We start from the raw sequence: 25,099 nt of genomic DNA, 5'->3' as shown, positions 1-25,099 counted from the left end.
TTGACATCGGCTTGTGGGGTGACGAACCAGGAGAGCGCTCCGCCGACTTTCGTGACGAGTCCCAGGTCGCCGCCCCCGCCTCTTGGCGACGGCCTTGTCGAAGCCGGGGAAAGTCGGGTTCGGGTCTGTGACGTCGATGAGAAGCTGTGCCACTTCGGTGACGCGGAGGCAGGCGCGCAGGCTCTTACCGGTCTGCCCGGGGGCGAGGCCATGCTTGGCGGCGTTGTCGACGAGGCAGTGCAATACGCGGACGGCCACCGCTTGATCGCCTGGCCAGGACAGCACGGTGAGAGAGGTTCGTGCAGTGATGCGTACGCGGGCCAGGAGTTTCAGGCCCGTCTCACCGGGGAGGTCGAGCCGGATTTCGCGTCGGACCGGCGCGGTGGCTGCCACATGGTGCATCTGCGCGGGCAGGCTGAGGTCGTCCTGGGGCAGAGGGGACGCAGGTGTCATCATGCCGAGCCTCCAGGGGCTTGCGTGTTCTGGTGTGGGCATCTCCCCCCGCCACCGTGTGCCGGTGGCGGGGGGAGTCTCCCGGCCCCGTGGGCCGTGGGCCGTCATTCGCGGATCGGGGACCGGGACCCGCTGCCCTGCCCGCAGCCCGCGACGGGCGACCAGGGGCGGGAGCTTGTGTCAGCTGTCGGTTGGGTAAGGGCCGCGCAGAACCAGGCAGGTGAGGCTGCCGTTGCCCTCCAGGTCATAGCGCGTGGCCTTTTCCCAGCCCGTTTCAAGATCGTCGACGGCTTCCTCTGCCAGGCCACGGCGGCTCATGAAGGGAGGCGAGCGCTCAATGACGTGCGTGGTGATGTGCAGGACGCCGGTCTCTTTCAGCCAGCGCCGCGCGTCGACCAGGAAACGATGACGATCCAGGTACGCGATCGACAGCCTGCACACGATGATGTCGAGCGAACCCGGTCTGAGCCTGCGGTGAATCGGGCCGGCATTGAAGTCGTGTAGATCGAAAGTGACGTTGTCCTGGTCCTTGGAGTCGCGGCGTGCTTCACCAATAGCCGTCGCAGCGAAATCAAGGCCGAGCACATCAAGGCCCCCGGTTCCCAGGTAGACGGCGAACTCCCCCCGCCCGCACCCGGCGTCGAGAGCGACCATGGAGGGTTTAGGGCCGACGTAAATGTTGAACATCTTCCGCTCGAACCCGGTGATGCCGGGAACGTACTTGCCTCCCTCGTAGAGGCTGTTCCAGTACTCGGGGGTGCTGGTCTCGCGCACGATGGTCATTCCGAGGACTCCGGAGCGTTCTGGCCTCGTCGTGCCCGTCGTAAGCGGGCTACCTCGAAGGATGAGACCACCAAGTCCCCGGCACGGACGTTGAACAGGCTCACCTCCGACGGGACGATCTCTTTGGGCGTCCCCTCTGCCAGGGCCTTGCCCGGTGTGCGCTTGGGCAGGTCGTCGCCGGTCATCACAATGTTCCTTTCAGCGGAGCCGACCGGAGGCGGTCAGCAAGATCGGAATGGTGAGCCCGGCGGCGATGAACACGATCAGGAGCTGCAGGCACCACTGCCGCCAGCCCAGCGCGCGCTCGTCTGCCCACCGGAGGGGTGCTCTTCAAGTCGCTGCCTCGGGCACAGCCACCAGCAGCAGCCCGGGGCGCTGCCCGATCCAATGGATCTCTTCCTCGTACTTGTCATCGCTGCGACTGATCGCATTGCGGTCGACGACCGCAATGCCGTCGGCGAACCCGCAATGCAGCAGCCGCCGTGCCTCGACCCAGCCCGGCCGCTGCTGCGGGGCATTCAAGGTCCAGGTCCGGGTGTCGGTCAGCTCGTGCCTGACCGTGTGGCCCTCGCGTTCGATCAGGTCGCGTACGACCGCGAGGCCCTGGTCCGCGCAGTCGCCCGCCTCGTTGATGGCGTAGGCGATGATCCGGCGGGGCCGGGCCGGGTTGGGCACGTGTTCCAGGGCGTTGCCGTTGTAGCCCAGGCGCAGCCGCTTCAAGTACAGGCCACGGTGGACCGCCGGCTTCGGCGGCAGCCGCACCGGCTCGCCGTGGATTAACGGTCTGACTTCGTTGTCACGGTCCATCCAACTGGTGTCCCGCTTTGTGCCTGCTGTGCTGGATGACATGGGGGTGTCTCCGTAGGTCCGGCCAGCTTTCGACGTCATCACGCCCTCTGGAGAAGGGCCGAAGACACATCAGTGGCTACAGCCCTGTGTGCATTTGGACACTCTCCGCGAGGGCTGAGATGAGCGTTGCAACGACATTCGGACGGATCCACCCCCATACCGACCTCGGCTTTGGGAGAGAAGTTGACGCATTTCCTCGGACGTTCCTCGGATTTCCCTCGGACCCGCTAAGTACCTTCTGTAGGGGGAAAGTTGAGGGGGACAGCGCTCTACCGTCGGAGCAGTGACGTGCCAGTCGGATGGCCGGGGAGGCGCCGTGTTGTTCTTTCGAACCACTCTCGAAGCGCACGGTGTGCGTAGCCCTGACGACTTCCTCTCGGAGTACCGGAAGGCAGCATCACGGCTTGGACTGAAGGACGTGGACCCCGCCCCGAAGACCATCGAAGGATGGATCTACGAAGGGCGGAAACCACAGCGAGCGTTCCGCCCGGTCATCGTGGAGATGCTGGGGCACAGCATCGAGCAGCTTTGGTCCGAAGTCCCTGAAGGCGGTGTTGGGCCGTCATTCGTTCCGATGGCCGGCGCATCACTGACTGCACTCCACGCCGAAGCCGGCGTGGACCTGGACGAGATGAAAAGGACGGGCGCTGTGGCAGTACGACGAGCGAAAGACTTCCTTCTGGGGGCAGACCGCGAGCGGGTGGGCGACGACACGCTCGGCCTGCTCGACGACGAGGTGCGGCGCCTGGTCGCCGAGTACCCCCGCGAACCTCTGTCGAAGGTTTGGCCTGACCTCCTGGATACCCAGGACCAGGTCTTCCGCCTTCTGGAGGGTGGCCGGGTGCGGCCATCGCAACTACGCGACCTGAACGTCGCAGGAGCCGTCCTGAGCTTCCTCGTCGCCAAGGGTTTACACGACATGCAAGACCCCCACCAAGCCCTGACGATGACCCGAGTCGCAGCAGCCTGTGCCAGGGACGCCGAGCACCCCGGCCTCATCGCCCTCACTGACGGTCTCAAGTCGCTCATTGCGTACTGGTCGGATAGGCCCGCAGACGCCTATCACTACGCCAGCAAGGGCGCCGAGACTGCGGAGCACCACCAAGGGACGGCAGGTCTGTGGCTGCTCGGCCTCCAAGGACGCGCCGCTGGGGTGCTCGGTGACGTGGAAACGGTGCGCGCCGTGAGCCAACGGGCCGCGGATCGGCGTGAGCACGTCGTCCCGGATGACTTGGATGAGCTAGGCGGGCTGTTCACCTACGCCCGCGAGAAGCAGCTCTACTACACGGTGGAAGCCTCAGCACTCCTGGGCCAAGGCGGGGAGCGGCTCTCCGCACAGGCGGAGGAAGCGGTTCAGGGCTTCAGTGACCCAAGCGCCCCGAACTGGGCGTTCGGCGACCTTGCAGGGGCTCGATGCGACCTCGCCCTCGTACGGCTTTTCGGCGGTGACGTGGAAGGCGCCGCCGAGGCTATGCGGCCGGTACTGGACCTGCCTGCCTCTCACCGCACCAACGGGATCATCGTCTCCGCGATGCGTGTCAGGAATTCCCTGGCCACTGGCCCCACCCGAACGGCCGTCGCTGCGCGAGACCTAGGCGCAGAGATCGAGGCATTCCCAGCTAGCCGACCAGCGCTGCCTCGCAGGTAAGGTCCGGGGCATGCATCCGGTCACTCGATTCAGCGCACGTCTCGGTCTGCGGGAATTCGCCATCGCAGACGTGGAGTCGGTGCTCGCCATCTACGGCAGCTCCGTAGCCACGGAGCATTTGTCTTTCGAGCCGCGTAGTCGCGAGCAGGTCGAGCAGATCGTGGCTCGATCCATCGCAGCGGCCACGGCGACGCCTCGCACAGAGTATGCGCTCGCAGTCGTTGAGCAGGGGGCGGCTGAGCTCATCGGGTTCGGCCGCCTCGCCCTTGACCCCCACCAGCAGCGCGGAGCGACTATGGGCTTTGCGCTGCGTCCGGACGTGTGGGGGCAGGGCTACGGCGTAGAAACCGTGCGGCTGCTGCTCAATTTCGGGCTCCACGACCTTGGGCTCCACCGCATTTGGGGTGCGCGATCCCCGCTCAACGAGGCTTCCGCGAAGGTCATGGCGGCTGCCGGCATGATCGAAGAGGGCACCATCCGCGAGCATGTTCTGAAGGCCGGGCAATGGCGAGACTCAGTTGTCCACGCCATTCTTGAGCGGGAATGGACCGCGCAGACGGCGGACCAGCCCTCGGAGCCGGGTGGAAACTGACCCTCGCCACCACCCCCGTGAGCTGACCTCCAGGCAGGAGCGAAGTGGGCCTCTGCGATGGGTGATTGAGCGATCACAGCGACAGGGAGGGACCACGTGGAAACGCCCCACACGGAGTCTCAGGCCACTAGCCCCGTCCTGACTACACGCCCCCGACGCCCCCACTGTCGAAGAAGCCGCCGTCTCCGCCGTCCCGGGAGATCAGCGTGCCGGTGAGACTGCAGGCCGACCGAGGGCGACGGGTAATGACGAATCGCCAGGGAGCAACGTGGTCCCTCGAGGCCCAGCCCTGGGAGGGGAAGAAGGCGGTCACCGCGAAGCTCACGAGGTGGGGGATGCGACACCCCAAGGGCCTGGATGACGTCGTGCGCTACCTCATCGCCACGGTGGTGGAAGACGGTGGCCGCCATGTGAGCGAGGAGATCACTGGTAGTCCCTGGTCCTGGTGAGGGCGGGGGGCCGCGCGTAGGCGGCGAGGTGGTCGCGGAGGAAAGCAGCCACCCGTTGCAGTTGATCGGCGGCGGATGCGGTGAGCTGGTCGAGAGGGCGGGCCTGGGCGTTGCGGTCGGCGGCCTGCTCCAGGGCGTCCACGCGGTTGGGCTGGTACTGCTGGGCGAACACCTCGTCCAGATGTGGGCCGTGGATGAGCACCGGGCCGACGAGGTGTCCGTCGATGGTGAACGAGCTGTAGTGCTCGTACTGATCGAGGCTGGCGACCTGAGCCGCACTGGGCCGCTCTCCCCACTCCTCGATGACCGGACTAACCGCGGCCCGGGAGCCGCGGGTGGTGGAGAGGGTGGAGGCGTTCTGGACCAGCGACTGGCGGACCGAGGTGGGCAGGCGGGACAGGAGCTGTGTGAGCGCGTGCAGCTGGATCTTGAATTTGCGGAAGTCTTCGAACATCGACGCGATGGAGTCGGCGCCTGAGCTGGAGAGGGTGATGAGCTCATCGAAGTAGCCGCGGAAGAGCGCGCGTTGGTCTTCACGCAGGTCGACGCGGGAGCGGCCGGCGCGCAGCAGGTCGCGGTTGAGGAGTGAGACCAGCAGCCGGTCGGTGGGCCCGTTGCCTGCCGTGCTCACCCACACGATCCACCGGTTGTCCATGGCCCAGCGGATGTTGTAGACGCCCTCCGGCTGGCCCAGGAAGGCGCGGGTGACCGGATTGGCGGCCAACCGGGCCAGCGGGTTGAGAAGCACGTTGAAGGCGTCGGGCGGGAAGGTGGGGAAGGTGCTCTGCCACCAGGCGGCCGATTCGGAGTCCAGGACCGGCTCGGTGGCGGCCAGGGCGCTGCTGCGGAAGTCGGGGTCGGTCAGGAGCGGCCGGATGTGGAAGAGGGTTGCCTGGTCGTGGCCGCGTCCGGCCCGGCAGGCCAGTTCGTTGACGGCTGTGAGCACGGTCAGGGCCTGGGTGAAGATGGCAATCGCCCGCGGGGCGTTCGCGTCGTCCCAGCCGAACGCGGTGGCAAACGCGTCCACGACGTCCTCGACGACCTCGTAGGCGGCCTGTTTGTGGTGGTGCATGCCGATCGGGTTCCAGGCGCTGATCAGAGGGTTGGGGCCGCGGCCTTTGGCCCGCAGGTCGATGCGCGCGATGCGGTCTATGATCGGCTGGTGGGCGAGGAAGGGGGCCACGCGACGCCAGGAGTCGTGATGAGGGTCGACGAACAGCAGCCCTCCGCCCGCGTGCGCGTAGCCGACGGCTTGGGCGGCTGCGCGTTCGGTCTTGCCGCCCCCGGCCTTGCCCACGCCGATCTCAAAGAGTGTCTGCTCGGCGCGGGTGGCCACCAGGCGTCGGCGGCCGTCGGGGGTCCGATACCAGCCCTGCAGCAGCAGATCCGGGTCCCCATGCGCGAAGGTGGGCAGGTCGACGGGCAGCAGCGGCACCCGGCACCAGGTGGTGGGCGGTTTGAGCAGCCCCAGCAGCTCTTCCAACCGGACCCAGTTCGCGGCCGGGGGAAGGCACTGTCCGGTGCGCCAGCGCAGGTCGAAGCGCGTGCGGTGCGGCCACCGGTCGGCGCCCAGCCTCCACGGTCCGACCCTCAGTCCCTTCATCGCCCACCGTGCGGAGCCGCCGAACACATCGAGACCTGCCTGCACCCGGGCCAGACGGGCCTCGGCGCGGCCTTCTATGTCTGAGGCGCAGCGCACCAGGATCTGCACCCGCACCAGATGGGAGTCCTCGGCGAGCTTGCCCAGCGCCTCGGAGCGATCGACACGGATGGGCGGCGCGGACATCACCATGCGCCCGCCACCTGACCGACCGCTTGGGCCGGGGGTGATCAGCTGCCGGAGCTGGCCGATGAGCGAGTCGTCCAGACGGGCTCCGTCACGGTTCATCCACCGCACCGAGCGCGCCGCTTCCCGCTGCTCGCCACGGCGCGCCTTGTTCATCAGCGTCCAGCGGCGGCTGCGCAGCGCCCACTTGGGGGAGCGCTGCAGGTCGACGCAGATCTCTGCGAGGTCCCCCAGATCGGCGCGCAGATCAGCGACGGCATCCACCAGCGGCTGCAGCGGGTCGGGCTGCAGCGGCACCTCCCGCAGTGAGGCGACGGGGTTGCCGCGCAGGATGAACTCCGCGCGGACCTCATGCCGGCGCTCCTTGTCCTTGAGGGGGGCCGCCTTGACCACGTGTACGCCCGGCCCGAACGGCGTCGTGGCCAGGAGACGTTCGGCCCCGGCAGGCCCTTCGAGCCGGTAAGCGAAGGGCGTGGTGTCATCGGAGCGCATCCGGATGCGCACGGTCTTGGTGCGGCGCGGCGCCCACCAGGGCAGCGCGGTACACGCACGGGTCAGCTCCACACCACGCCTAAAGATCTCCTCGTGGCCGGGGTCGAAGTGCGGGGCGGGGGGGAACTCCAGGGCCATCCGCTCCTGGGAGGCCGTGGCGGCCAGATGCCGCACCACGGCTTCGCCCGCCACGTAGGCCACCGCCAGAGCCAGCGCGATCAGATACCAGTGCCCGGCCAGCCACCCCAGCATGTTGATCGCGACTTCGACGATGGTGGGCAGGCCACTGGCTGTGGGGGAGGTCAGGGCCGGGGGCGGGGCAGCGGTGTCCATGCACCGGTTCCTTTCGGTCGGTGAAAAGTGAGGTCGCTGACGCGGCCGTCGGCGTAGGTGCCGCCTCGATCGGCTGCCGCCCACACCAGGTGCACCACCGCCCGTCCGGTCTGCCTGTCTTTGCGGGCGATGGCGGCCTGGATACGGAAGCGGCTGAACGCGGGCGCCACCGCCGTGTCCGGCCGGTCGGCGAATACCTGGGGAAAGCGGTCGCGGCCTGCCCCGGTGGCGTCCGCGCGCAGCAGCAGTGCGCCATCGCGGCGCAGCTGCTGCTCCTGGGCCGCTGGCAGGTCACGCGGCCAGTCCTCTTCGAGGAGCTGTTGGATCTGGCTGTCGGTGACCTGCCGCGGGGCGCGCGGCGGCTGCGTCGCGGCCAGCTCTGACGGTGATGACGATGCTGATGTGCCGGGTCGCGAACTCTGGGCCCCGGGAGCCGCTGCCCGAGGACGGGGCGCCTCCCTCGCGGTGCCCGTCGGGCTGGGCTGTGCTGCAGTCGTGTCGCTGGATCGGGAGTGGGCGGGCGGGGGAGATGCGGTGCTGAGGAGCAGACAGCCACAGGCCGCCAGGGCCAGAGTGCACGTCAGCAGAAGCCACGGCATACGCGGAGCCGAGCGGGGCATGGCAGCAGTCGGTTTCACAGGACCCGGGCCCCTCCCGCATAGCCGGACATCGCATCCAGGGAGTCCAGACGCACTACGGTCCCGGGCCGGGCTGCGTTGATCATCTGCCCGTTCCCGGCGTAGATCCCGACGTGAGTGATGGTGGAGTCCCCTCGGGCGTAGAACACCAAGTCGCCGGGTCGCAGTGCCTTTGTGCCGCGGCTGGCGGGGATGCGCTGGCCCACTGCGGCCTGCGCGGAGGCGACGCGGGGCAGGCTGATCCCGACCTGGGCGAAGGCGTACTGGGTCAACCCCGAGCAGTCGAAGCCTTTGATGCCTGCCCCGCTCTTGCCGCTGGGCGAGCAGCAAAAGCCCGTGCTGGGGCCCTTCGGGCCGCCGCCGCCCCAGGAGTAGCGCACCCCACGCTGAGAGAGCGCCGCCTTGAGTACCTTCTTCGCCCTGCCAGTCACCGGCCCCAGGTCCGCGTCCCCTGATGTCGCAGCGGCCCGGTACTGCTGGATCCAGTTATGGACGTTGCTCACGTACTCCTGGGAGTGGTTGTACTGGAAGATCGCCGCCTTGAGCTGGCTGGTCATGGTCAGATCGCGGCCCCTGCCGCACAGATAGACAGCCGCGCCCAGGGCGGCGTCGAAGGCGTTGTGCGGATCGCGCTCCTTGTCGCCGTTGCCGTCGCGGCCGGTCGACTCCCAGGTGGAGGGCAGGAACTGGAAGGGCCCCACCGCGCGTTCGCTGTGAGCGGTGCCGTCCCACTTCCCGCCGTCGGTATCCGGGAACGAAGTGGTGTTGCCTCCCACGCCGGAGCCGTTGAGGAGCACGCCCAGGATGCGCGGCTTATGGATGTCGCCGTTCTTGGCGATGGTGCGCCCGGCAGCATGCTTGGACTCGACCTTCGCGATGCCCGCCAGGATCGGCCAGGACATCCCTTTGCACTTGGGCACGTGCCGGCCGATCAGCTGGGGGGCCTTCTTGTACGCAGCCAGCATGGTGGGCGGGATGCCCGCGGGGCTGCCGCCCAGGTCGAGCCCGGCGCCGTTCTCCTTGTCTTCCTCGCCTGCGAGTTGGGCGCCGGCTGAGAGCATCCCGGAGAACGGAGCGGCACAGCTGGCAGCAGTCAACAGCAGGATCAGCAGGCAGCCCCACTGCTTCCCCTGTCGTGGCCGCGGCCGGACACGAGGCGGCGTCATCCGCCCTCCCGGCCCGCGTCGGGGTTCGCTCTGTCGCGGCGTTGGTCCTCTTCGCGCGCCTTGCGCTCCTCGGCAAAGCGGCGGCGCAGCTCTTCAGGGCGTCCCTGGCGCTGTTGGGCGAGGCGGCGGCGAAGTTCTTCAGGATCGGTCGGTGCACTGCGACGCATATCCGCCGGATCGACCCGCGGCCTCCACCGTGCGGATTCGTCCGGACCGCGCTCCGCCCGCCGTGGCATGGGTGGCGGCGAGGAGGCGGGGGTCCGGCTGCCCAGGGGGGAGCGCGTGGGCCCTGCGGGTCCCAAATTGCGACCGCTGGCGTGCCGCTCGGGCCCACCGGCAGTGGGCCTGCCCCCGGCCGCGCCTGATGTGTCGGCAGACGGCCGAGGCCCCCACGCGTTCGGCGGGCCACTGGCCAAGCCAGCCCCATCTGGCCGGCTCAGGGACGCGGACGAGCCCGTCGGGACCCCGGATGTGCGGCGCAGGGCACGGCCGGAGGACAGGGCAGCACCTGTGCCGCCGGACTCTCCCCGCCCCCCGCCTGTGGCCGCTTCGTAGACCCCCTTCCACGAACGGCCGTCCGCGCGGACCGTGTTGCCCCACACCGCGAGCTGCTGCTTGGCATCCTGGGTGTGCTCGGAGGCGCCCTGGCGGGCCCGCCGGGTGGTGGTGGGCAGACCGACGGTGGCGCCGTAGGCGACGCGGCCCCCGCGGTGCAAGATGCGGTATCCGCGCAGCCTCACCAGGCGGTTGTGGGCACGGGTGGACAGCAGCGTGCGGTCACTGTTCTGGTCGTGGAGCGTCTCGCCGGTCTTGTGGTCGGCGATCCTGCCATCGTCTTCGCGGTAGCGGTCCGGCGGGCCGTTGCGGCGTGGGACGCGCGACCCGGCCGGCCCCGAAGAACCGTCTGCGCCACCGCCGTCGTACTGCGGGCCGCTGCCCGGGGCATCACCCTCGGCCGTGGGTTTGCGCATCCGCTCCAGCGCCGTGTCGCCGGGATGCTTGCCGACCAACAGGCCCCAAGCGCCGCGGGCGCCGATTCCAGCGCCCGTGGCTGCCAGAGCGAAGGGGGCCAGGCCACGGGAGGCCTCGGCGCCCGCATCCGACAGGAGCCGACCGGTATCGACGGGCATGCCGGCGCCGTCGGTCATCGCGGCCAGGGAACGCATGATGCGCTGACGGGTGCCGAGCCGGCCATACCCGCCCCCCATCGCCCGCAGCCCGAAGCCACCGCCCATTCCCATCCCGCCGCCTGCATGGACCGCCAGGGCGGCGCCGATCTCGGAGGTGTCGCCGGGCAGATGGGTCCCGCCGATCTTCGCGTGGCGCATCCGCACCGACAGGCGCTGTCCCGCCGAGGAGATCCCTGCCAGGAGCCTGCGGTGGAAGGCGAGCGCGGCCAGCGCCAGCGCGTTGAGCGCCAACAGCCGTTCGGCCGGCACGTCGGGTCCGTCGGTGAGGACCACATCGATACCGATGGCATACGAGGGAAGGAACGTGCAGATCGCGAACATGCCTGCCACCGAAATGCCCAGCAGGGCCAGCCATTTCCAGGCGGCCTGGCGGTTGGGGCCCGGCAGCATCGCCCACACCAGCGCCACCCCGCCGACGGCCGCCGCGGCGGCATCGGCGGCTTGCATGCCCAGCAGCACGAACGCGGCGGACAGCGGGATCGCGGAGATGAGCAGCGAGGCGGCGAACAGCATCAGCACGCCCATGGTGCGCCAGCCGGTTGGTTCCTTGGCGTACTCGGCAGCCTCCTTGCCCACCGGCCCGGCCTCCTCCAACTCTTTGAGGAAAGCGGCGAACTGTTGGTCCTGGGAGTTGAGGACCGGGGTGGCGGCGTCCAGCAGTGCCTCGCCGGGGGTGAGCGGGGTCGACTTCAGCGGCGGCTCGTCGGGCGCAGGGTTCTTCAGATTGCCCTTCACGCAGTACTTGTGAGCGGGCCCCTTGATCCTGCTGCATGCGTCGTCGGCCTGCCGACGGTCTGCCTTGCTGGCTGCGGAGGTGGGCTTGTAGCCGCCGGAGACCCATTTGAGGTGCAGGGCGTAGGCCTTGCGATCCGAAGCCTTGCCGGGATCAAGGATCCGCCCGTACTGCACGAGCATGTAGCCCTTGACCACCGTCACGTTGGTCAAGGAGTTCTGAATGGGCTTGGCGATCGCGGATGCGGAATGCTCCTTCTCCTTCTCGGCCTGGTAGCACTTCTCCAGCGCCGGACCGGACAGGCCTCCACCGCAGGGGCCCGCGTCCCCGCTGGCGATCTTGCCGCCCCAGTCGTAGGAGTCGACGGTCATCTGGGCGACCTCGGAGGCGGCCCGCTCGCTCTGGGCCAGCGGGCCGTCTTGGCCCAGCAGGTAGTCGGGGCGCACGAACGCCGAGGCCGCGAACGCGGCGATCACCAAAGTGAGGACGATCTCCCCCAGGCCCTTGCTGGCCTTGCCGCGCACGAGCAGGATCCCACCGAAGATGAACGCCCAGGACAGCAGCAGCCCTTTGATTCCCAGGGTGTCGACGACGATGTCGTTGTAGGTGTCGGAGAGCTTCTGCGCCGGATCGGCCAGCATCTTGATCAGCGGGAAGCGCAGTGCGAACTCGATGGCCCAGCAGGACAGTCCCACCACCAGACGCAGCAGGGTGAACAGCCCGTTCATGATGAACGCATAAGCGTTGGTCTTGACGTCGAAGATGGAGCCGCCCTGGGCCGACAGTTCGTAGCCGTCGATGGGCACGCCCTCGGAACTGCGCACGTTCAGCGGGGCCATCATGTCCCCGCCGCCATCGGCCGCGTAGGCGACCTGCGCGTTGACGACGAGGAACACCACAGCCAGCAGCAGGGCATGGGCGAAGGTGCGCAACCTGCCGTACGCAAAGCGCCACGTGATCACCACAGTTCCGGCCTCCCTGCACGCCGCACGGCCATCAGCGCGAGCAGGGCAGCGGCAGGCGGCACCAGCACCCAGGCGTCCGCGTCCCGCGCTGGCACCTGAGCGGCCGTTGCGGTGGAATTCTGGCGCTGGCAGTAGTCCTTGGCCGGGCCGACGATCAATGCGCAGGCATCGTCGCGCCCGCCGCCGACAGGTGGGCGGGTGTCACCGGCGGGTTCGGACCAGGCGGGTGGCACGGCGGACGCACCGATGAGGGCGGCCAGGAACAGACAGGTCAGGGCGAGGACACCGCGCGCGCGGCGCGCTGCCGCCCGCCGTGATCCGCGCAGACCTGCACGGTCGTTCATGAGGTCTCCTCGCGTGCACCGGCAACTTGCTGCACGGCAGCAGCAGACGCAGGCTTAGTCAGGTCGGCTCCCGCGCCGGGCACACGGGTGCGTGCACGGTGGCCGGGGGTGGTGGTGATGTGGGACGTGATGCGGGCGACCTCAGGGATCACGACCTTGATCCGACCGGTGTTCTGCCGCGGCCCGGTCAGCAGGACCTCGCCAGCACGGTCCTGGTGCCCGACGGGAGAGAGGCCGGAGGTGACCATCCGCACGAGTTCGCTGTCGGTGGAGTCCAGGCCAACGAAGTCCAGGCCGCGGCGGGCCCGCTCGCGCTCGGTGGTGCGGGCCAGCGCCCGGTAGGCCATCAGGCCCCGGTCGGGCCCCAGTTCCTTGGCATCGTGGGCGCCAGCGAAGAGTCCGGCGCCGTGCTTGCGGCCGTCGTGGAGGATTTCGTGGACCAGAGCGGTGCCCTCGGCTGACGAGGTCAGCCAGTACAGCTCGTCCGTGACAACGGCGCAGAACCGCTCGGGGGCGGAGAAGGCGGCCTGGCGGGCCATCGCCGCGATCAGATAAAGCACGGCGCGGCCGATCAGCGCCTCCAGCGGCTGCTGATGCAAGATCTCGGCGTGCTCGAAGGCCTGCTTGGGTGGCAGTTTCAGACCGGTGGTGGTGATGACGATGAAGTCGGAGGCACCGGTGCCGTCCAGGCTCACCGGCGCCAGCACCGGATCGAACACCATGCGTGCCAGCGGGTTCTGCTCCACCAGGCGCAGCAGTCCGGCCAGGGTGGCGGCGGCGTCCTGGCGCTTGCCGCTCTGGCTGGTGGCCATTTCCCGCAGCACGTCCACCACGCCGCTCATCGAGGGCGAGGGCGAGGCGCCCGCCCGCTCGATGGCGTGGTGCAGGACCTCACCGGAGGTGGTCATGGGGCCGATGCCCAACTGCAGGGTGAGGTAGCTGAGCGCGTAGTGGCGGCCCTCCGCCCCGGGAAACAGCCTCAAGGGGTCGATGGAGAGGGCGGCCTGCGCGGCGTCGATGATCTGGCAGCGGCCTGGCGCGGCAGCTTCGGCGAAGCGCGCCCATTCGCGCACCGGCGTCCGGTCGATGCAGATGGCGCGGCCACCGCGGTCCACGACTGATTCGCTGACCAGTTTGAGCAGCACGCTTTTCCCGGCGCCCAGATCACCGACCACTCCCAGGGACGCGGAGGCGTCCTGCTTGGGGGCATCGGCAGGGTTGATCAGGACGGGGCGGGTGGTGCCGCAGTCCAGATCCAGCCCCAGCAGCATCCCGGTGGGGTCACCGACCTCGCTGTGGGTGAAGGCACCCGACAGCGCCCAGTCCTCACTGACCTGGTGCTGGGTGAACTCCTTCAGCCGGTGGCTGCGCACCGCGCCGGGCAGCCCGAGGGCGAACAGATCGCCCTGCAGTCCGGCCGGGCGCACCGCCCGGTAGTCCGCGCCCGCCAGGAGCTTCTCCAAGGCGCGGGCTCGGGCGTCACACAGCCGGGCGCTTGGCCCCCACACGGTCAGAGCGGTGATCGCCTGGACCTCCACCTCCACCGAGGTGCGCGAGAGTCGTGCGTCCAGCTCGCCCAGATCGCGGGCGGCTTCCGGCAGGGAGGCGGGCATGCCGGTGGGCCGAGCGTCATACTGGTCGGCCTGGTCGACCAGTTCGTTCTTCTTGCGTTGCACCTGGGTGCGCGCCTTCTCCGCCGGCACCAGGGTCAGGTCGATGGTGAAGTCGACAGGGAAGTCCAGGATTTCGAGCTGAGCGAAGAGGTCCGCGGCCTCCAAAGAGATGGCAGGAGGGCACTCGGCCAGCGCCAAGTGGGCCTGGTAGCCGGTGCCGTGATTGCTCTCCACCTGCAGCCAGCGCCGCCGCAATGGCGAGGCCGACCGCGCCTTCCACCACCGGGCCGTGCCCCCGGTCCCGCGACGTGCACCGGCGCTCGCTTCCCGGCCGGGGTCCTCCCCGGTGGCTTCGGTGCCGCCCTCCTCGAGGCGGACCTGGCCCAGATCGGCGTAGCTGGGTGAGCGCAGCACCCCCTGGCGGACCTGACCGCCGTACAAATCGCTCATCGCGGACTCACCCAGCAGTGGCTCGGCAAGCCCTCGGTGCACCGCGTGCTGGATCATCCACACGATCTCTGCGGGACGGGCCGGGCGGAACGAGGCACCGCCCGCCAACTGAGCCTCCACCTGCGCTGCCTGCTCGCGGCAGGCGTTCACCTCGGCGCGGGTCACCGGAGCGGCCCGCATGCCCAAGGTGTCGGACACCTCGGCCCACAGCGCGCTCGCCGCCTTCAACCCCTGGTGGTCCGCCTCCAGCGGCACGGCCAGCCACCAGGTGCGCTGGTGCATCTCCTGGCCTTGCAGGAGATCGAGCGCGGCGTCCAGGTGCTCCACCCACGGGCGGGCCTCCGGCATGAGCGCGCCGCCGGTCTCCTCATCCTGAAGGCCGTCGGCCATGCGCCAGACGACCTCGGCGGGATCGACCTGCGCGCACAGCCCGACCAGGCGAGGCGCGCCGGACAGGGACCGCACCAAATGCGTGATCTTGGTCAGGAGTTCGTCGCGGACGGCCGGGGGCACGTAGGTGCCAGGGACGGTCTCCTGGCTGCGGCCCTCGGCGTCCGGTCCGGGGTGCAGCCGGTACACGGCCCACACATGTCCGTGGGCCGACCACAGCAGATGCCCAGCGATGTGACGGATGGGAACGCGCATCAGCGTCCTCCCTTCTGGTTCTGTGCACGGACGCGTGCCTGCGTCCGCAGCGCCGCCACGGTTGAGACCGGGGCACCCGACGCCACGGCAACCGGAGGGAGCGGCGGGGTGCGGCGGGCCCGCGCGGTGGGCGCAGGGCGATTGCCGCGTGCCGCGTGCTCCGGTTGCCGCGGGGCGGGCGTTGGCGTCCCGGGATCGGCTCCGGCGGAGAGAGGGAGGCCCTCGATGGTGAAGCCGCCGCCCAGACGGCGGGCACGCGGATCACGCGCGGAGTGCTGCCCGATGCGGCCCCCGGCGGGCTGTACGAACAGTGCCACCATGCCCATCGCCGCCGCAGCGGGGCTGCGCCCGCCGATCTTGGGCCGCCGCAGCATCCAGATGGCCACCAGCCAGACCGCCACCGGGATGGGCCCCAGCACACTCCATACGGAGATCGTCTTGACCAGGACGAAACCGCCCACCGTGGCCAGAGCGATCTGCGCCGCGTTGTAGGGGCCCAGCGGCAGACGCCAGTCGGCGAGCTTGCCCATCACCCACGGATGACGCCGAGCGGCGGTGTAGAAGCGGGCCATGCGGGGGGCGGCGGCCGCGCTCACGCCCGAGCCTCCAGGCCGCGGGCCCTCACCAAGTCACCGTCACGGAAAGGGCGGTCGAAGGCAGGAGCGCCCTTGGCAGGGTTCTTCACCTCGTCCTCGAACATGTCGGCCAGGTCGTTGCGCGAGCTGTACAGGCCGAGCGCGATCACCATGAGGATCAGGGCACCGATGCCCGCCTTGAGCGAGAACCGCTGAATCATGATCACGACGACGATCACGATCAGTGCCGCCTGCAGCCCCTTGGTGCCCCAGTCCTTCGCCGTGCCGATCCAGGAGTCTCCGAGGTCGGCCAACTCCCCGGCCATCACCATCTGGTTGAGGGTGTTCACCGCTGCCCACCGACCGCCGCGCCAGATTCCAGTGCGGCGATCTCCCAGCGGCCGCCGCGTGCGGAGAGGGTGAGCTCGTAGGCCAACGGCCAGGTACCCGATGCGTCTGCTGCCTCGACCTGGACTAGGACGTGCACCCGGGCGCCGTCGCTCGGCACCTCACCGGCGGCCGCACGCTCCTCACGGGCGGCGATGTCCTGCACCTCCACCGAGGTGGCGGCCGCGGGGGAGACGGACGCCATCTTCACGCCCGGCGCCAGATAGCGGCTCACCTCGCCGCGCCCGGCCAGATACGCGGAGAGGAACTCGCCTGCTGTCGTGGTCAGCGGCCCGTCCTCGACCGTCACCGCGTACGCGGAGTCGGGCACCGCATGGCGGGCCGGGGCGGCCACCAACGCGGGCGCCGCAGTCACCGCGAACGATCCGCCGCCAGCGGCGGCGATCGCGGGCACGGCGAAGTAGCGCACGGCATCCGCGTACTGCGCAGCCACCGTCACCGACCACTGCCCGCCCGCCTTTGGGGCGCTGCGCACCGGCGTCACCCGCCGTGGCGCAGGCGCATCCTCATCGAGCGAGGGCAGTGTGATGCCGGGTGCCATCGACTGCGCACGCCGACCTGCCCCGCTACTCGCGTCGTCGCTGCTGCGCAGCCACGCATCGACGAACTCGACGACGTAGCCCGACGGATCGCTCACCCAGGAGGTCTGCTCGGTGTGCTGCGGCTTGGGCGCGGGCTCGGAGGCGACGGTCGTGGAGGGCTGGCATGCGGCGAAGGCCAAGGCGAGCGGGCCGGCGGCGAGCGCGGCCCAGACACCGGCGCGGCCGAACTGCACGCGCCGCCGCATCTGTGTCAGGGCGACACCGGCAGCCACCGGCCGAGCGCCCGCGCCTGGGGATGCTTTCGATCGGAACATGCATGATCTCCCGGAGAGAGTTCAGTGGGTTGATGCCTTGAGGAAACCCACTGACCCCGACCGGACTACCGACCACCAAGCCCCGACCACGGTGACAAGGTGGTCACAAAAGCGTGGTCGGGGTGGTGGTAGCAGGTACCACCGTGAAGGAGCAGCACCACGGGGGTCGGCGCCGACCGATCCGACGTGCGCAGCGACCACGGCGATGCGCAGGGCACGCGGTGCGTTTTCCTGCGCACCCCAGCCCCGATCGCTGCCGTGATGGGCAGCGAACCCGACGACACCATCGGCGATCGGTGCGCAGGCACCATCGTCGGCGCGGGAAGGAGGGAAGGACACGGAGCGCCGGTTGCGCAGCAGCCGACCCATAGCGGGCCCGGCGGTATGCGCAACAACGGCCAGGAAGGGGCGAGGCCGTCTGCGTAATGCTGTGACCTGGAGTGGTCGGGCCTGGCAGTACGGTCGTCGGGGTGGCATCGACGACGGTGGTCGCCATCTACCACCACTGCTGCACACGCTCGAAGAACGCGAGGGAGCCCTGTGCACCGCCCTCCCGATGGCAGAGTGATGAGAACGCTGCAACTGGCCATGCCATGGGGCAATCGGCGACTGCGCACGCCAGCGATCGGTATCACTCGCTGCGCACGCAGCTGCGCAGACCGCCCCAGCTGCGCACGCCACCTCGCTCGCCGATCATGTACGCCTCGCAGGGGGATGTCCGAGACAACTCCGGCACGCACGATTCGGCTGAAAAGATCGGCAGTATGCCTATACCCACCAACTCCGATGCCCTGAGTCCCGACGCTCGTCCCGTGAACGTGCGTCGGTGGCGATGGAGCAGCTGGGTGCTGCTCGTCGCCGTATGCGTGCTGGTGACCGTGAACGCAGACTCTGTGGCGCTCTGGGCGAGGATCACGATCTACGCGCTGAGTGTCTCTCTGCTCATGGTCACGCTCGGAGCGGGGTGGATTCTGCGCCGCATCAATCGTATTGACCGCTCCTGACTCAGACTCAGAACCCGTCCTCGAACCTCCGGCCTGCACCGAACTCCACCATCTGGAGCCGATAAGCAGGCTTTTCGGGTAGATAGGTGACAGGCCGTGGCGTCCGGGTGACCGTCTGCGCGAATTGGCAGAACGGGCTGTGAAGGTCCTGGATGCTGGAGGAAGAACGTTCCTCCAGTGCGTGGAATTGTTTCTGTCCGGCGAGGCGGCGGTCGTGCCTTATCGAGGGGCCCATGGCCGTCGCACCGCTGAACGCACCGTCGGTCGGCGGAGCCTCCACCGTGGCGCGTGTACGAGATCAACAGGGGTTCAAGGATGGGCTCTCAGTACCCGTGGGTCTGGAGGTCCTGGAAGCTTCCGATCGTCGCCGACCACGCGTGCTCGTCCGGGATACGGCGCCACCCGATCAGCGAGTCGGATGTGACCGTGTCAGGCCAGATCATGTAGCCGAGCATGACGAGCTCGCACCCCGCCGCATGGGCAGCGGCGGGTGGGAACTCCGGCCAGTCCGGCCAGCCGAACAGTTCCTTCTCGGCGAGCGGCGGGGAAACACCGTCACGTATGACCTGTAGCACGTATCCGGTCTGCGCCGCGGCGCAGACGGCGGTGAGATCGCGGCGATCTTCAGTTGACATGCCGGGACACTATCCGACCCGAATCACACGGAAGTTCAGAGACGGCGCCTACCTACCAGCCAGGCACGGTCGTTGAACAGCTGACGCAATCCGTCACCCGGCCGATGGCAGGCGCTGACGGGCTTCCTCCTGCTGACCTTGGTTATCCGCACGCGCGACCAGCAGCGCCCGCCCTGCGGCTGATTACGCCCGCTGCTCTTGCGACCACGGTGTCTGGCGGTCAGTGCAACGTAGCCTTCGTCGCCTCAGGGCTCGCGGAGAGGCTCGCCGATCCTCGGTGGTCGCCCCGACCACTGTGGGAAGAGCGTTCTGTGACCTCTTCGTGATGGTGGTCGGGGCTTTGTGGTCGACGAACCGGTCGGGGCCGACGGGTTTTCTCAAGCCATGGAACACGCACACCCCGCGCTTCCCAACACGCCTTGGCCAGACGCTGCGTCGGCGACCCCCGCCGTCCGTCGCCGCGCACGGGCACGGGGCACCTCGGCCGGAGCGCCGCGATGACCTCCTACGGTGCCGGGATCCGGCGCGGTGAGATGGCAGGCGACCGCTTCACACAGATCGCCAACGCCCTGTTCCGCGACCGCCGTATCTCCTTCAAGGCCAAGGGGATCTTCGGTCTGATCTCGACGCACCGCGACGGGTGGCGGATCACCGTGGCCGAGCTCGCGCGCTGCGGTCCTGACGGCCGCAGCGCAGTGGGCTCAGGCCTTGAGGAACTGGAGCAGTACGGCTACCTCACGCGCGAGCGTGAGCGCCGCGAGGACGGCACCTTGGGCGATGTCATCTACGCCATCACCGACGCCCCGGCTCATCTGTACGACCTGATGGGCGACCAGGCCCCCACCTCGGCCGACATCGCACAAAGCCGCAGGTCAAAACCAGAATCAGGTTTTCCAGCGCTGGATTACCCAGCGCTGGAAGATCGCACTACTAAGAACACCAAGAGCAAGAAGACCAGAGAGCAGAACACCAACTCCGTCCGTCCGTCCGTCCTTAACGCGTGCGCGCGCGAGGTCGACATAACGAGCCGGGCGTACGGGCGACAGAACCAGACACGGAAGCAAGCTCCCGCCACGGCCATCGCCACGCAGTCGACGGCCGGCGAGCAGCTGCTTCTGTCGGTCGGCGCCGAGCACCCCGATCTGCTGCTGACCGGCTCGGTTTTCACCGATCAAGGTCGCGTTGTCCAGGACCTGCTCCAGGCGGGCTGGACACCGCAGCAGGTGCGCCACGTCATCGCCGCCAGGCCCTTGCCGCAGCCGCTGCACCACACAGTCGGCGCGATCATCGCAGCCCGCCTGCGCGCAGCGCAGGCCATCACCGCACCCGACCGCGCAGCCCCGCCCACCGAGCACACGCCCTTGGACGCCGAGGGCCGGACCGTAGCCGATGCCGTCGCCCACCGGGCGCTGGTCGAATGTGCCGGATGCGGCAGCCCCAGCCGCGCCCCAGGCAAAGACCTCTGCCCGGCCTGCCTCAACTGGCCCTTGTGCACGGCATGTACCGGGCCCACACCGCGCCGCGCCCGTCCTGAGGGAGATGGCCGCTGCACGCTCTGCGCCACCTGAGCTCTGCCCAGCCCCATCGCGCAACTGCCCCGACTTCCCGCCGTCGTCCACCGGATCGAGACAACGATGATGCTCCCACCGCCCCACGCCGCATCGACCACCAACGTCCCGCCCGGCAGGAGGCGACTGCCTGCCTGCGAACGCACCGGGTGGGGGTGGCTGCGCTGGAGCCCGGCCACCCCCGACGGCGCACCGCAGCAGCTGCTGCAGATCGGCATCCTCACGCCCGTACCCTCACTGCGCGCATGGTGCGCGCAGCGCTGGCTCACCCGCCGCCCGCCGATCCGCCTCTACCTTGACCACGGCGGATCGGTCACCGCCCTCACGCTCCTAAGTACGCTCGGCGGCCTGATCGGCATGAGCTGGGCCATCGAGCACGGCCTTCCTGTCTCCATCGGCCTACCTGTGGCCATCGGGCTGCCGCTGCTCGTCACCCACCTGCCCGCTCGCCTCGACACACGCGCCCGCGCCTATGCCCGCCACATCGACACCGGACCGGGGCTGGAATACCTGCAGCAGCTGACTGACCAACACGCCCGCCTGGTCTGCGCCCACAGATCCAACCCCGGCCCCGGGCTCGGACACGCGGCTCAGCTCAGCCATCGCGCACTGTGGTCGATCGCCTTGATCATCACCGCGCCCCACCCCGACCGAAGCCCCGTGACGACCAGCAGGTGGCTCGCCCTGGAGAGCCTCATGGACCACCTCGCCCACCGGGCGGACGACATCGACCATGCCCGCAGCGCGTTCGATGCCCCGATCGTCTCGGCCACCGCCAACTCCTCACCGACGCCTCGAGCCCGCCGCTGGCGCAGAGACCACCACCGATAGCCGCACGCCACCCCCCTGCCCTCTACGACACACCCTCAAAGGAGCCATCGTGCACAACGAGATCTACTTCCTGTTCGCCCACGAGCCCTACTACCCGCCGCACGGACTGCGGGAGGTCAACATCACCATCGTCGCCGCCGCGACGCTGCTGCACACCCACGTGCGCCAGCCCGACGGAGCCCGTATGCACCGCTTCCTGCACCAAGGCCGGCGCACGGATGGGGAGATCGTGCCGCTGGCGACCCTGACCCACGAACTCGACGGCGGAGCCGGATGGGAGCAGACTGCCAACTGGGAGAAGGTCGTGGACGACCTCCTGGCCCTGGCGCGCTTCGGCTCCTGCGACTCCGTTGGCCTGGGACTGCCTGCCCTGGAACGGGCGTTGATGTGCAGCGGCCCGCACACCCGGGTAACCAACTTCAACACGGACACCGGACAGCGCGAGACCCACGGCCCACAGCAACGCGCAGCCGTCCTGGCGGCGCTGACGGAGAACTTGAAAGCGACACAGGCCGGTCGTGCTCTATGGCCCGGCGCAAGCCTCCTGCCGGCCCTCCGATAGCCGCCCCAGATCGGGCCCCGCCCGTCCGGCACGCGCCTACCATGCGCTACCGGGGAAGCGAGCCGAACGGCCAGGAAGACCGCCCCCCCCGGGCCCTGGTGGGGGTGTTCCGCTGCCCCGGAGACGCGTAAGGCCGCGGCTGCGTGCTCCCCGCCGACGCGGGGGTGCGGTCGGCAAATCCAACAGATCATCCGCCGCCTGCTGGAGCAGTACCCGCAGCTCGTCACGCAGTTCCGGGTGAGCCCGGAGGAGTTCGCCGCGGCAGACACACGTGGACGGTACGAGCTGACCGAGCAGGGCCGCCGCCCGTTGCCCGACGAGGGCTGACCCGTGGCGCACATGGTCGGCGTACCGTGACAGCGTGGCAAACGACGACCTTGGGCGAACTCTCCGACGTCTCCGCCGCCTGGCCTCCCTCACGCAGGAGGAATTGGCCGAGCGTTCCGACGTGTCCGTTGACGTGATCCGGCAGCTTGAGCAGCGACGGAAGCACTCGGCGCGGTTGCCCACGCTTCACGCCCTGGCGAACGGTCTCGGCGTGGAACTGACGACGCTCCTAGGCGACCCTCCCGCCGTCTCCTCGACAGGAGAGAACGACGGGCCCCGGTTCGTGTCGGTGCGCCGCGCCATCATGCCGGCGCTCTGGGGGCCCGAGCCGAAGCCACCAGAGCCCGGCTTCTCACTGTCCGCACTGCGCGAGCGGATCGCGGACGGCTGGACGCAGTACCACTCCGCCGAGTTCGACACGGTCATGCAGGCCCTGCCGGACATGATCTCGGACGCGCAGACGGCCTCGGTGTCGAGCAACGACGACGACCGGGGCGCCGGATTCGCAGCACTGGGTAAGGCCCTCCAGCTCGCCGGACACGTCGCCGTACGGATGGGCAAGACAGACCTTGCCCTCATCAGTTTGGAGCGCGCCATAGACGCCGCGGGGCGATCCTCCGACCCCCTGCTACGCCCGATGATCGTCAACTCCGTTGCGTGGACGTACCAGCGGCAAGGGCGCCTCGGGGACGCCCTGAGCATCGCCCTGCACGCCGCCGACGACACCAAGGACAGCGGGCACACGGGGACCGCTGACGGGCTGAAAGTCTGGGGTGCGCTCACCATGTCCGCCGCCACGTCGGCCGCGCGCAGCAACGACTACGAGCGGGCCGCCTCGTTGATGGCACACGCCGAGAAGGAAGCCGCCCGCGTGGCCAAGCTGCCGCAGGGCAGCGACAGCCGCATGGTCAGCGTGTTCAGCCCGTCATCGGTGCGTATCGAGCGCGTCCGCTTGGCCGTCCAATACGGGCACCCCGAAGAGGCCCTGAAGCTGGCCAAGGGAATGCGGCTGAGCAAGGACACCCCGCCGTCCTGGCGGACGTGGCTGTTGCTGGACGTGGCCCGAGCCCATACGGACCTCGGGAGCGCGGGAGAGGCTGTGAAGTCTCTTGAGTCGCTGCGTCGTGTGGCTCCGACCTGGATGCAGCACCACACGTTGGCCGTAGCCATCGTGCGTGACCTGTGGTCGCTCCCCAACCACCCTGCGGGCCTGCGGTCGTTGGCCGAGTTCCTGGGGGTCGCCGAATAGCGTCGCAAAAGTAGGACGCCACATCCCTGTCACGCTGTGTAGCGTGCCGATTCCATGAGTCGTACAGCGCCCCGGCGACCGTGTGAACGGTCCCGAGGCATGGCCGACTGAGATGGAGTCGACATGGGCGAGAGTACGGGCCCAAGGGCCGGCGCGGGAAGTGGATCGGGAATCACGCTCGATGCGCCGCAGGTCCACCTGCCCGACCCTGCCGAGCTGTCCGATCAGCAGGTGCGGGGCAGGGCCTGCGTGTGGTGCGCGGTCGCCCTGAACAACTCGACCGCCTACGACCTCGGCGTGCGGGACACAGACGCACACGGATCGCCTGTCCGCTGGTTCCCTCGTTCCTGCCGCCGCTGCGCCGTCGTCGCCGTACACAAGGCGCTCCTCGACCACACCGAGAACTGCTTGCAGTGTTACGACAACCAGGCTCACTGCGCCGACGGCCGAGCCCTGCGGCAGGCGCTGAAGGAGACACGGCGATGAGCGAGGGCCAGTGGTTTTGCGGGCACTGCGACAAGCCGATCACTCAGGGGCAGAAGTTCCGGACCTTCGCGAAGGTCTCCCTTTCGGCCGGCGGGATCACCGTCCGTCTGCACGAAGCCTGCGCGGACCGCGGGACGTTCGTCCGGCGCCACCCCGTTTAGACCCACCCCTTGCCGTGGCCACGTCGGAGAGCCCACGGTGAGGGACGGAGCGGCCCGCCTGATGGTGTGAGCTCATGAGGGCGGGCCGCTCATCAGACCCCCGCGGCTGGTGCGCTTGCTCGTCACACAGCGCGTACCGGTTGAGGGTGCCCGGCCCGGCCGCACGCTTCCCATCCCAGGTAAGCGGTCGGGCCGGTGCGTGCGTGTGGGTCGTGTTCGCGTGCCCGCGCCTCACCCGTACGAGCGAGAACGGCTCCCAACGCCGGAGGAGCCAGACAGCTCGACGGACGGGCCGGATTCAAACTCCTCCGCAAGATGATCCTGCTTCAGCAACCCCGTGCGACCGCTCCCCAAAGATCGATGCCGGAATCACTACGTGGTGGGGCAAGGCTTACGGGCCGCGCAGGAGTAGCAGAACAGGTAGAGGGTGGTGGGGTCATCCAGGAAGCTGACCCCTTTGCGGGCGGTGGGTTCCTGGCACTGACTGCAGGTCAGCGGATCGGGCTCCATACGCCACGGGTCGCCGCGAGCCAGCAAGGAGGCGTTGGGGTAGGACCTGCCGCAGAAGTGGCAGCGATTGCTGCCCGGCTCGACCACCAGGGCTGCTACGCAGCACTCGGGACAACGTACGGCCCGATTCGCCTGGCCGTTCTCGGTGAGTTCGCCGTGCACCCGCTTGGTCCGCTGTAGGACGAAGGCATCAATGCCGAGGACCCCTTGCCGGACGCGGTCCAAGTCCGGGCCGATCTCGTGCTCTTCGCCGGGATCCAGGCCAGGCCGCAGTTCCTCGTCGAGGAAGCGGACCAAGAAGTCCAGCACGCGGCCTGCGCGCGCTTCGACGGCCGGCGCGGTGAGGCTCAGGCCGTAGTGCTGCAGGGCATTGCGGTCCTTAGCCAGGGCCTTGAGCGCCCTCTGGTCAGCGTCGGATATGGGGACCCCGGCGATGTTGCGCAGCCGCCGCACCGTCTCGTCGGTGCCGCAGGTCTCGAAGTCCCCCTCGCGGAAACGGCGTTCCGAGGCTTGTCCGGGGTCCTTGAAGACCAGACTCCAGTGCTCGCGCAGCAAACGGGTCTTCAAGAGCACTTCGACCGCGGCCTGCAGGTGGAGCACTGCGTACTTGATATCGCGCGGCGTGGGCGCGTCGTCCGCGAACCACGTCACACCCTCTCCATTTAGCAGCTCGACCACACTGCTCAGGTAGTCCACACCGTTACGAACCGGCGGGAAGTCAAATGCGCCGTCACGGTGACCGGTCCGGGGGGTCTCGGCGGCCTCGGCCCACGGGTCGGGCCATGAATCGCGCCTCAC

At 69.1% G+C, this 25,099-nt stretch carries 24 protein-coding genes; 11 read left to right on the top strand and 13 right to left on the bottom strand.

Annotated features, from left to right (window positions below; translation table 11 throughout):
• Window positions 1–633: 633 nt before the first annotated feature.
• The 3 genes from AC07AG_RS42015 to AC07AG_RS42005 form a co-directional block, all read right to left on the bottom strand.
• Window positions 634–1,236 (bottom strand): class I SAM-dependent methyltransferase, encoded by a 603-nt coding sequence (locus AC07AG_RS42015; protein WP_478762401.1) that lies wholly within the window; start codon window positions 1,234–1,236, stop codon window positions 634–636.
• Complete coding sequence (locus tag AC07AG_RS42010; protein WP_478762399.1) at window positions 1,233–1,421, bottom strand: hypothetical protein; 189 nt, start codon at window positions 1,419–1,421, stop codon at window positions 1,233–1,235. The genes AC07AG_RS42015 and AC07AG_RS42010 overlap by 4 nt, the downstream gene beginning before the upstream one ends.
• 145 nt (window positions 1,422–1,566) lie before the next feature.
• Window positions 1,567–2,043: a hypothetical protein gene (locus AC07AG_RS42005; RefSeq protein WP_478762397.1), complete on the bottom strand. Its 477-nt coding sequence runs from the start codon at window positions 2,041–2,043 to the stop codon at window positions 1,567–1,569.
• Window positions 2,044–2,401: 358 nt separating this feature from the next.
• Here AC07AG_RS42005 and AC07AG_RS42000 point away from each other — a divergent pair, with 358 nt between their 5' ends.
• The 3 genes from AC07AG_RS42000 (at window position 2,402) to AC07AG_RS41990 (ending at window position 4,774) form a co-directional block, all read left to right on the top strand.
• Window positions 2,402–3,733, top strand: a complete 1,332-nt coding sequence (locus tag AC07AG_RS42000) for a hypothetical protein (RefSeq protein ID WP_478762395.1) — start codon at window positions 2,402–2,404, stop codon at window positions 3,731–3,733.
• A 10-nt stretch (window positions 3,734–3,743) separates the two neighbouring features.
• The gene (locus tag AC07AG_RS41995) at window positions 3,744–4,325 is read left to right on the top strand and encodes a GNAT family N-acetyltransferase (protein ID WP_478762393.1); all 582 of its coding nucleotides are present in this window, start codon (window positions 3,744–3,746) and stop codon (window positions 4,323–4,325) included.
• Between the two features lie 245 nt (window positions 4,326–4,570).
• Window positions 4,571–4,774, top strand: a complete 204-nt coding sequence (locus tag AC07AG_RS41990; protein ID WP_478762391.1) for a hypothetical protein — start codon at window positions 4,571–4,573, stop codon at window positions 4,772–4,774.
• Here AC07AG_RS41990 and AC07AG_RS41985 read toward each other — a convergent pair.
• Complete coding sequence (locus AC07AG_RS41985; RefSeq protein ID WP_478762389.1) at window positions 4,749–7,385, bottom strand: ATP/GTP-binding protein; 2,637 nt, start codon at window positions 7,383–7,385, stop codon at window positions 4,749–4,751. The genes AC07AG_RS41990 and AC07AG_RS41985 overlap by 26 nt on opposite strands.
• Before the next feature lie 20 nt (window positions 7,386–7,405).
• Here AC07AG_RS41985 and AC07AG_RS41980 point away from each other — a divergent pair, with 20 nt between their 5' ends.
• Window positions 7,406–7,768 (top strand): hypothetical protein, encoded by a 363-nt coding sequence (locus AC07AG_RS41980; RefSeq protein WP_478762387.1) that lies wholly within the window; start codon window positions 7,406–7,408, stop codon window positions 7,766–7,768.
• Between the two features lie 251 nt (window positions 7,769–8,019).
• Here AC07AG_RS41980 and AC07AG_RS41975 read toward each other — a convergent pair whose 3' ends face one another.
• From AC07AG_RS41975 to AC07AG_RS41945, 7 genes are all read right to left on the bottom strand, one after another.
• Window positions 8,020–9,084, bottom strand: a complete 1,065-nt coding sequence (locus tag AC07AG_RS41975; RefSeq protein ID WP_478762385.1) for a C40 family peptidase — start codon at window positions 9,082–9,084, stop codon at window positions 8,020–8,022.
• Window positions 9,085–9,185: 101 nt separating this feature from the next.
• Window positions 9,186–12,077 carry a hypothetical protein gene (locus AC07AG_RS41970; RefSeq protein ID WP_478762383.1) on the bottom strand — a complete coding sequence of 964 codons (2,892 nt, stop codon included), beginning with the start codon at window positions 12,075–12,077 and terminating at the stop codon, window positions 9,186–9,188.
• Window positions 12,071–12,421, bottom strand: coding sequence for a hypothetical protein (locus AC07AG_RS41965; protein ID WP_478762381.1), 351 nt, complete (start codon window positions 12,419–12,421; stop codon window positions 12,071–12,073). The genes AC07AG_RS41970 and AC07AG_RS41965 overlap by 7 nt, the downstream gene beginning before the upstream one ends.
• Window positions 12,418–15,129, bottom strand: coding sequence for an ATP-binding protein (locus tag AC07AG_RS41960; RefSeq protein WP_478762379.1), 2,712 nt, complete (start codon window positions 15,127–15,129; stop codon window positions 12,418–12,420). Before AC07AG_RS41960 ends, AC07AG_RS41965 begins: the two co-directional genes overlap by 4 nt.
• Window positions 15,129–15,725, bottom strand: a complete 597-nt coding sequence (locus AC07AG_RS41955; RefSeq protein WP_478762378.1) for a hypothetical protein — start codon at window positions 15,723–15,725, stop codon at window positions 15,129–15,131. Before AC07AG_RS41955 ends, AC07AG_RS41960 begins: the two co-directional genes overlap by 1 nt.
• Window positions 15,722–16,036 (bottom strand): hypothetical protein, encoded by a 315-nt coding sequence (locus AC07AG_RS41950; protein ID WP_478762463.1) that lies wholly within the window; start codon window positions 16,034–16,036, stop codon window positions 15,722–15,724. Before AC07AG_RS41950 ends, AC07AG_RS41955 begins: the two co-directional genes overlap by 4 nt.
• A 14-nt stretch (window positions 16,037–16,050) precedes the next feature.
• Entirely contained in the window at window positions 16,051–16,968 is a 918-nt protein-coding gene (locus AC07AG_RS41945; protein WP_478762376.1) for a conjugal transfer protein, read from the bottom strand.
• Window positions 16,969–17,438: 470 nt separating this feature from the next.
• Here AC07AG_RS41945 and AC07AG_RS41940 point away from each other — a divergent pair, with 470 nt between their 5' ends.
• Complete coding sequence (locus tag AC07AG_RS41940) at window positions 17,439–17,972, top strand: hypothetical protein (RefSeq protein ID WP_478762374.1); 534 nt, start codon at window positions 17,439–17,441, stop codon at window positions 17,970–17,972.
• Window positions 17,973–18,295: 323 nt separating this feature from the next.
• On the opposite strand, the gene AC07AG_RS41935 is transcribed toward AC07AG_RS41940, so the two are convergent.
• Window positions 18,296–18,607 (bottom strand): hypothetical protein, encoded by a 312-nt coding sequence (locus AC07AG_RS41935; RefSeq protein WP_478762372.1) that lies wholly within the window; start codon window positions 18,605–18,607, stop codon window positions 18,296–18,298.
• A gap of 497 nt (window positions 18,608–19,104) precedes the next feature.
• Between AC07AG_RS41935 and AC07AG_RS41930 the strand changes: the two genes are divergently transcribed.
• From AC07AG_RS41930 to AC07AG_RS41905, 6 genes are all read left to right on the top strand, one after another.
• On the top strand, window positions 19,105–20,175 hold the full coding sequence (locus AC07AG_RS41930; RefSeq protein WP_478762370.1) for a hypothetical protein: 1,071 nt from the start codon (window positions 19,105–19,107) through the stop codon (window positions 20,173–20,175).
• A 66-nt stretch (window positions 20,176–20,241) separates the two neighbouring features.
• On the top strand, window positions 20,242–21,006 hold the full coding sequence (locus tag AC07AG_RS41925) for a hypothetical protein (RefSeq protein ID WP_478762368.1): 765 nt from the start codon (window positions 20,242–20,244) through the stop codon (window positions 21,004–21,006).
• A 49-nt stretch (window positions 21,007–21,055) separates the two neighbouring features.
• Window positions 21,056–21,568 carry a hypothetical protein gene (locus AC07AG_RS41920; RefSeq protein WP_478762366.1) on the top strand — a complete coding sequence of 171 codons (513 nt, stop codon included), beginning with the start codon at window positions 21,056–21,058 and terminating at the stop codon, window positions 21,566–21,568.
• Between the two features lie 361 nt (window positions 21,569–21,929).
• Window positions 21,930–23,144 carry a helix-turn-helix domain-containing protein gene (locus AC07AG_RS41915; protein ID WP_478762364.1) on the top strand — a complete coding sequence of 405 codons (1,215 nt, stop codon included), beginning with the start codon at window positions 21,930–21,932 and terminating at the stop codon, window positions 23,142–23,144.
• 123 nt (window positions 23,145–23,267) lie between these two features.
• Window positions 23,268–23,630 carry a hypothetical protein gene (locus tag AC07AG_RS41910; protein ID WP_478762362.1) on the top strand — a complete coding sequence of 121 codons (363 nt, stop codon included), beginning with the start codon at window positions 23,268–23,270 and terminating at the stop codon, window positions 23,628–23,630.
• On the top strand, window positions 23,627–23,791 hold the full coding sequence (locus AC07AG_RS41905) for a hypothetical protein (RefSeq protein ID WP_478762360.1): 165 nt from the start codon (window positions 23,627–23,629) through the stop codon (window positions 23,789–23,791). Before AC07AG_RS41910 ends, AC07AG_RS41905 begins: the two co-directional genes overlap by 4 nt.
• Window positions 23,792–24,163: 372 nt before the next feature.
• Here AC07AG_RS41905 and AC07AG_RS41900 read toward each other — a convergent pair whose 3' ends face one another.
• Window positions 24,164–24,997 (bottom strand): ubiquitin family protein, encoded by an 834-nt coding sequence (locus tag AC07AG_RS41900; protein WP_478762358.1) that lies wholly within the window; start codon window positions 24,995–24,997, stop codon window positions 24,164–24,166.
• Window positions 24,998–25,099 lie beyond the last annotated feature (102 nt).

The sequence above is a fragment of the Streptomyces sp. NPDC044044 genome (genome assembly GCF_056434405.1).
The sequence above is the reverse complement of the archived record's forward strand: the minus strand, read 5'-3'. Positions and strand labels throughout refer to the sequence as shown.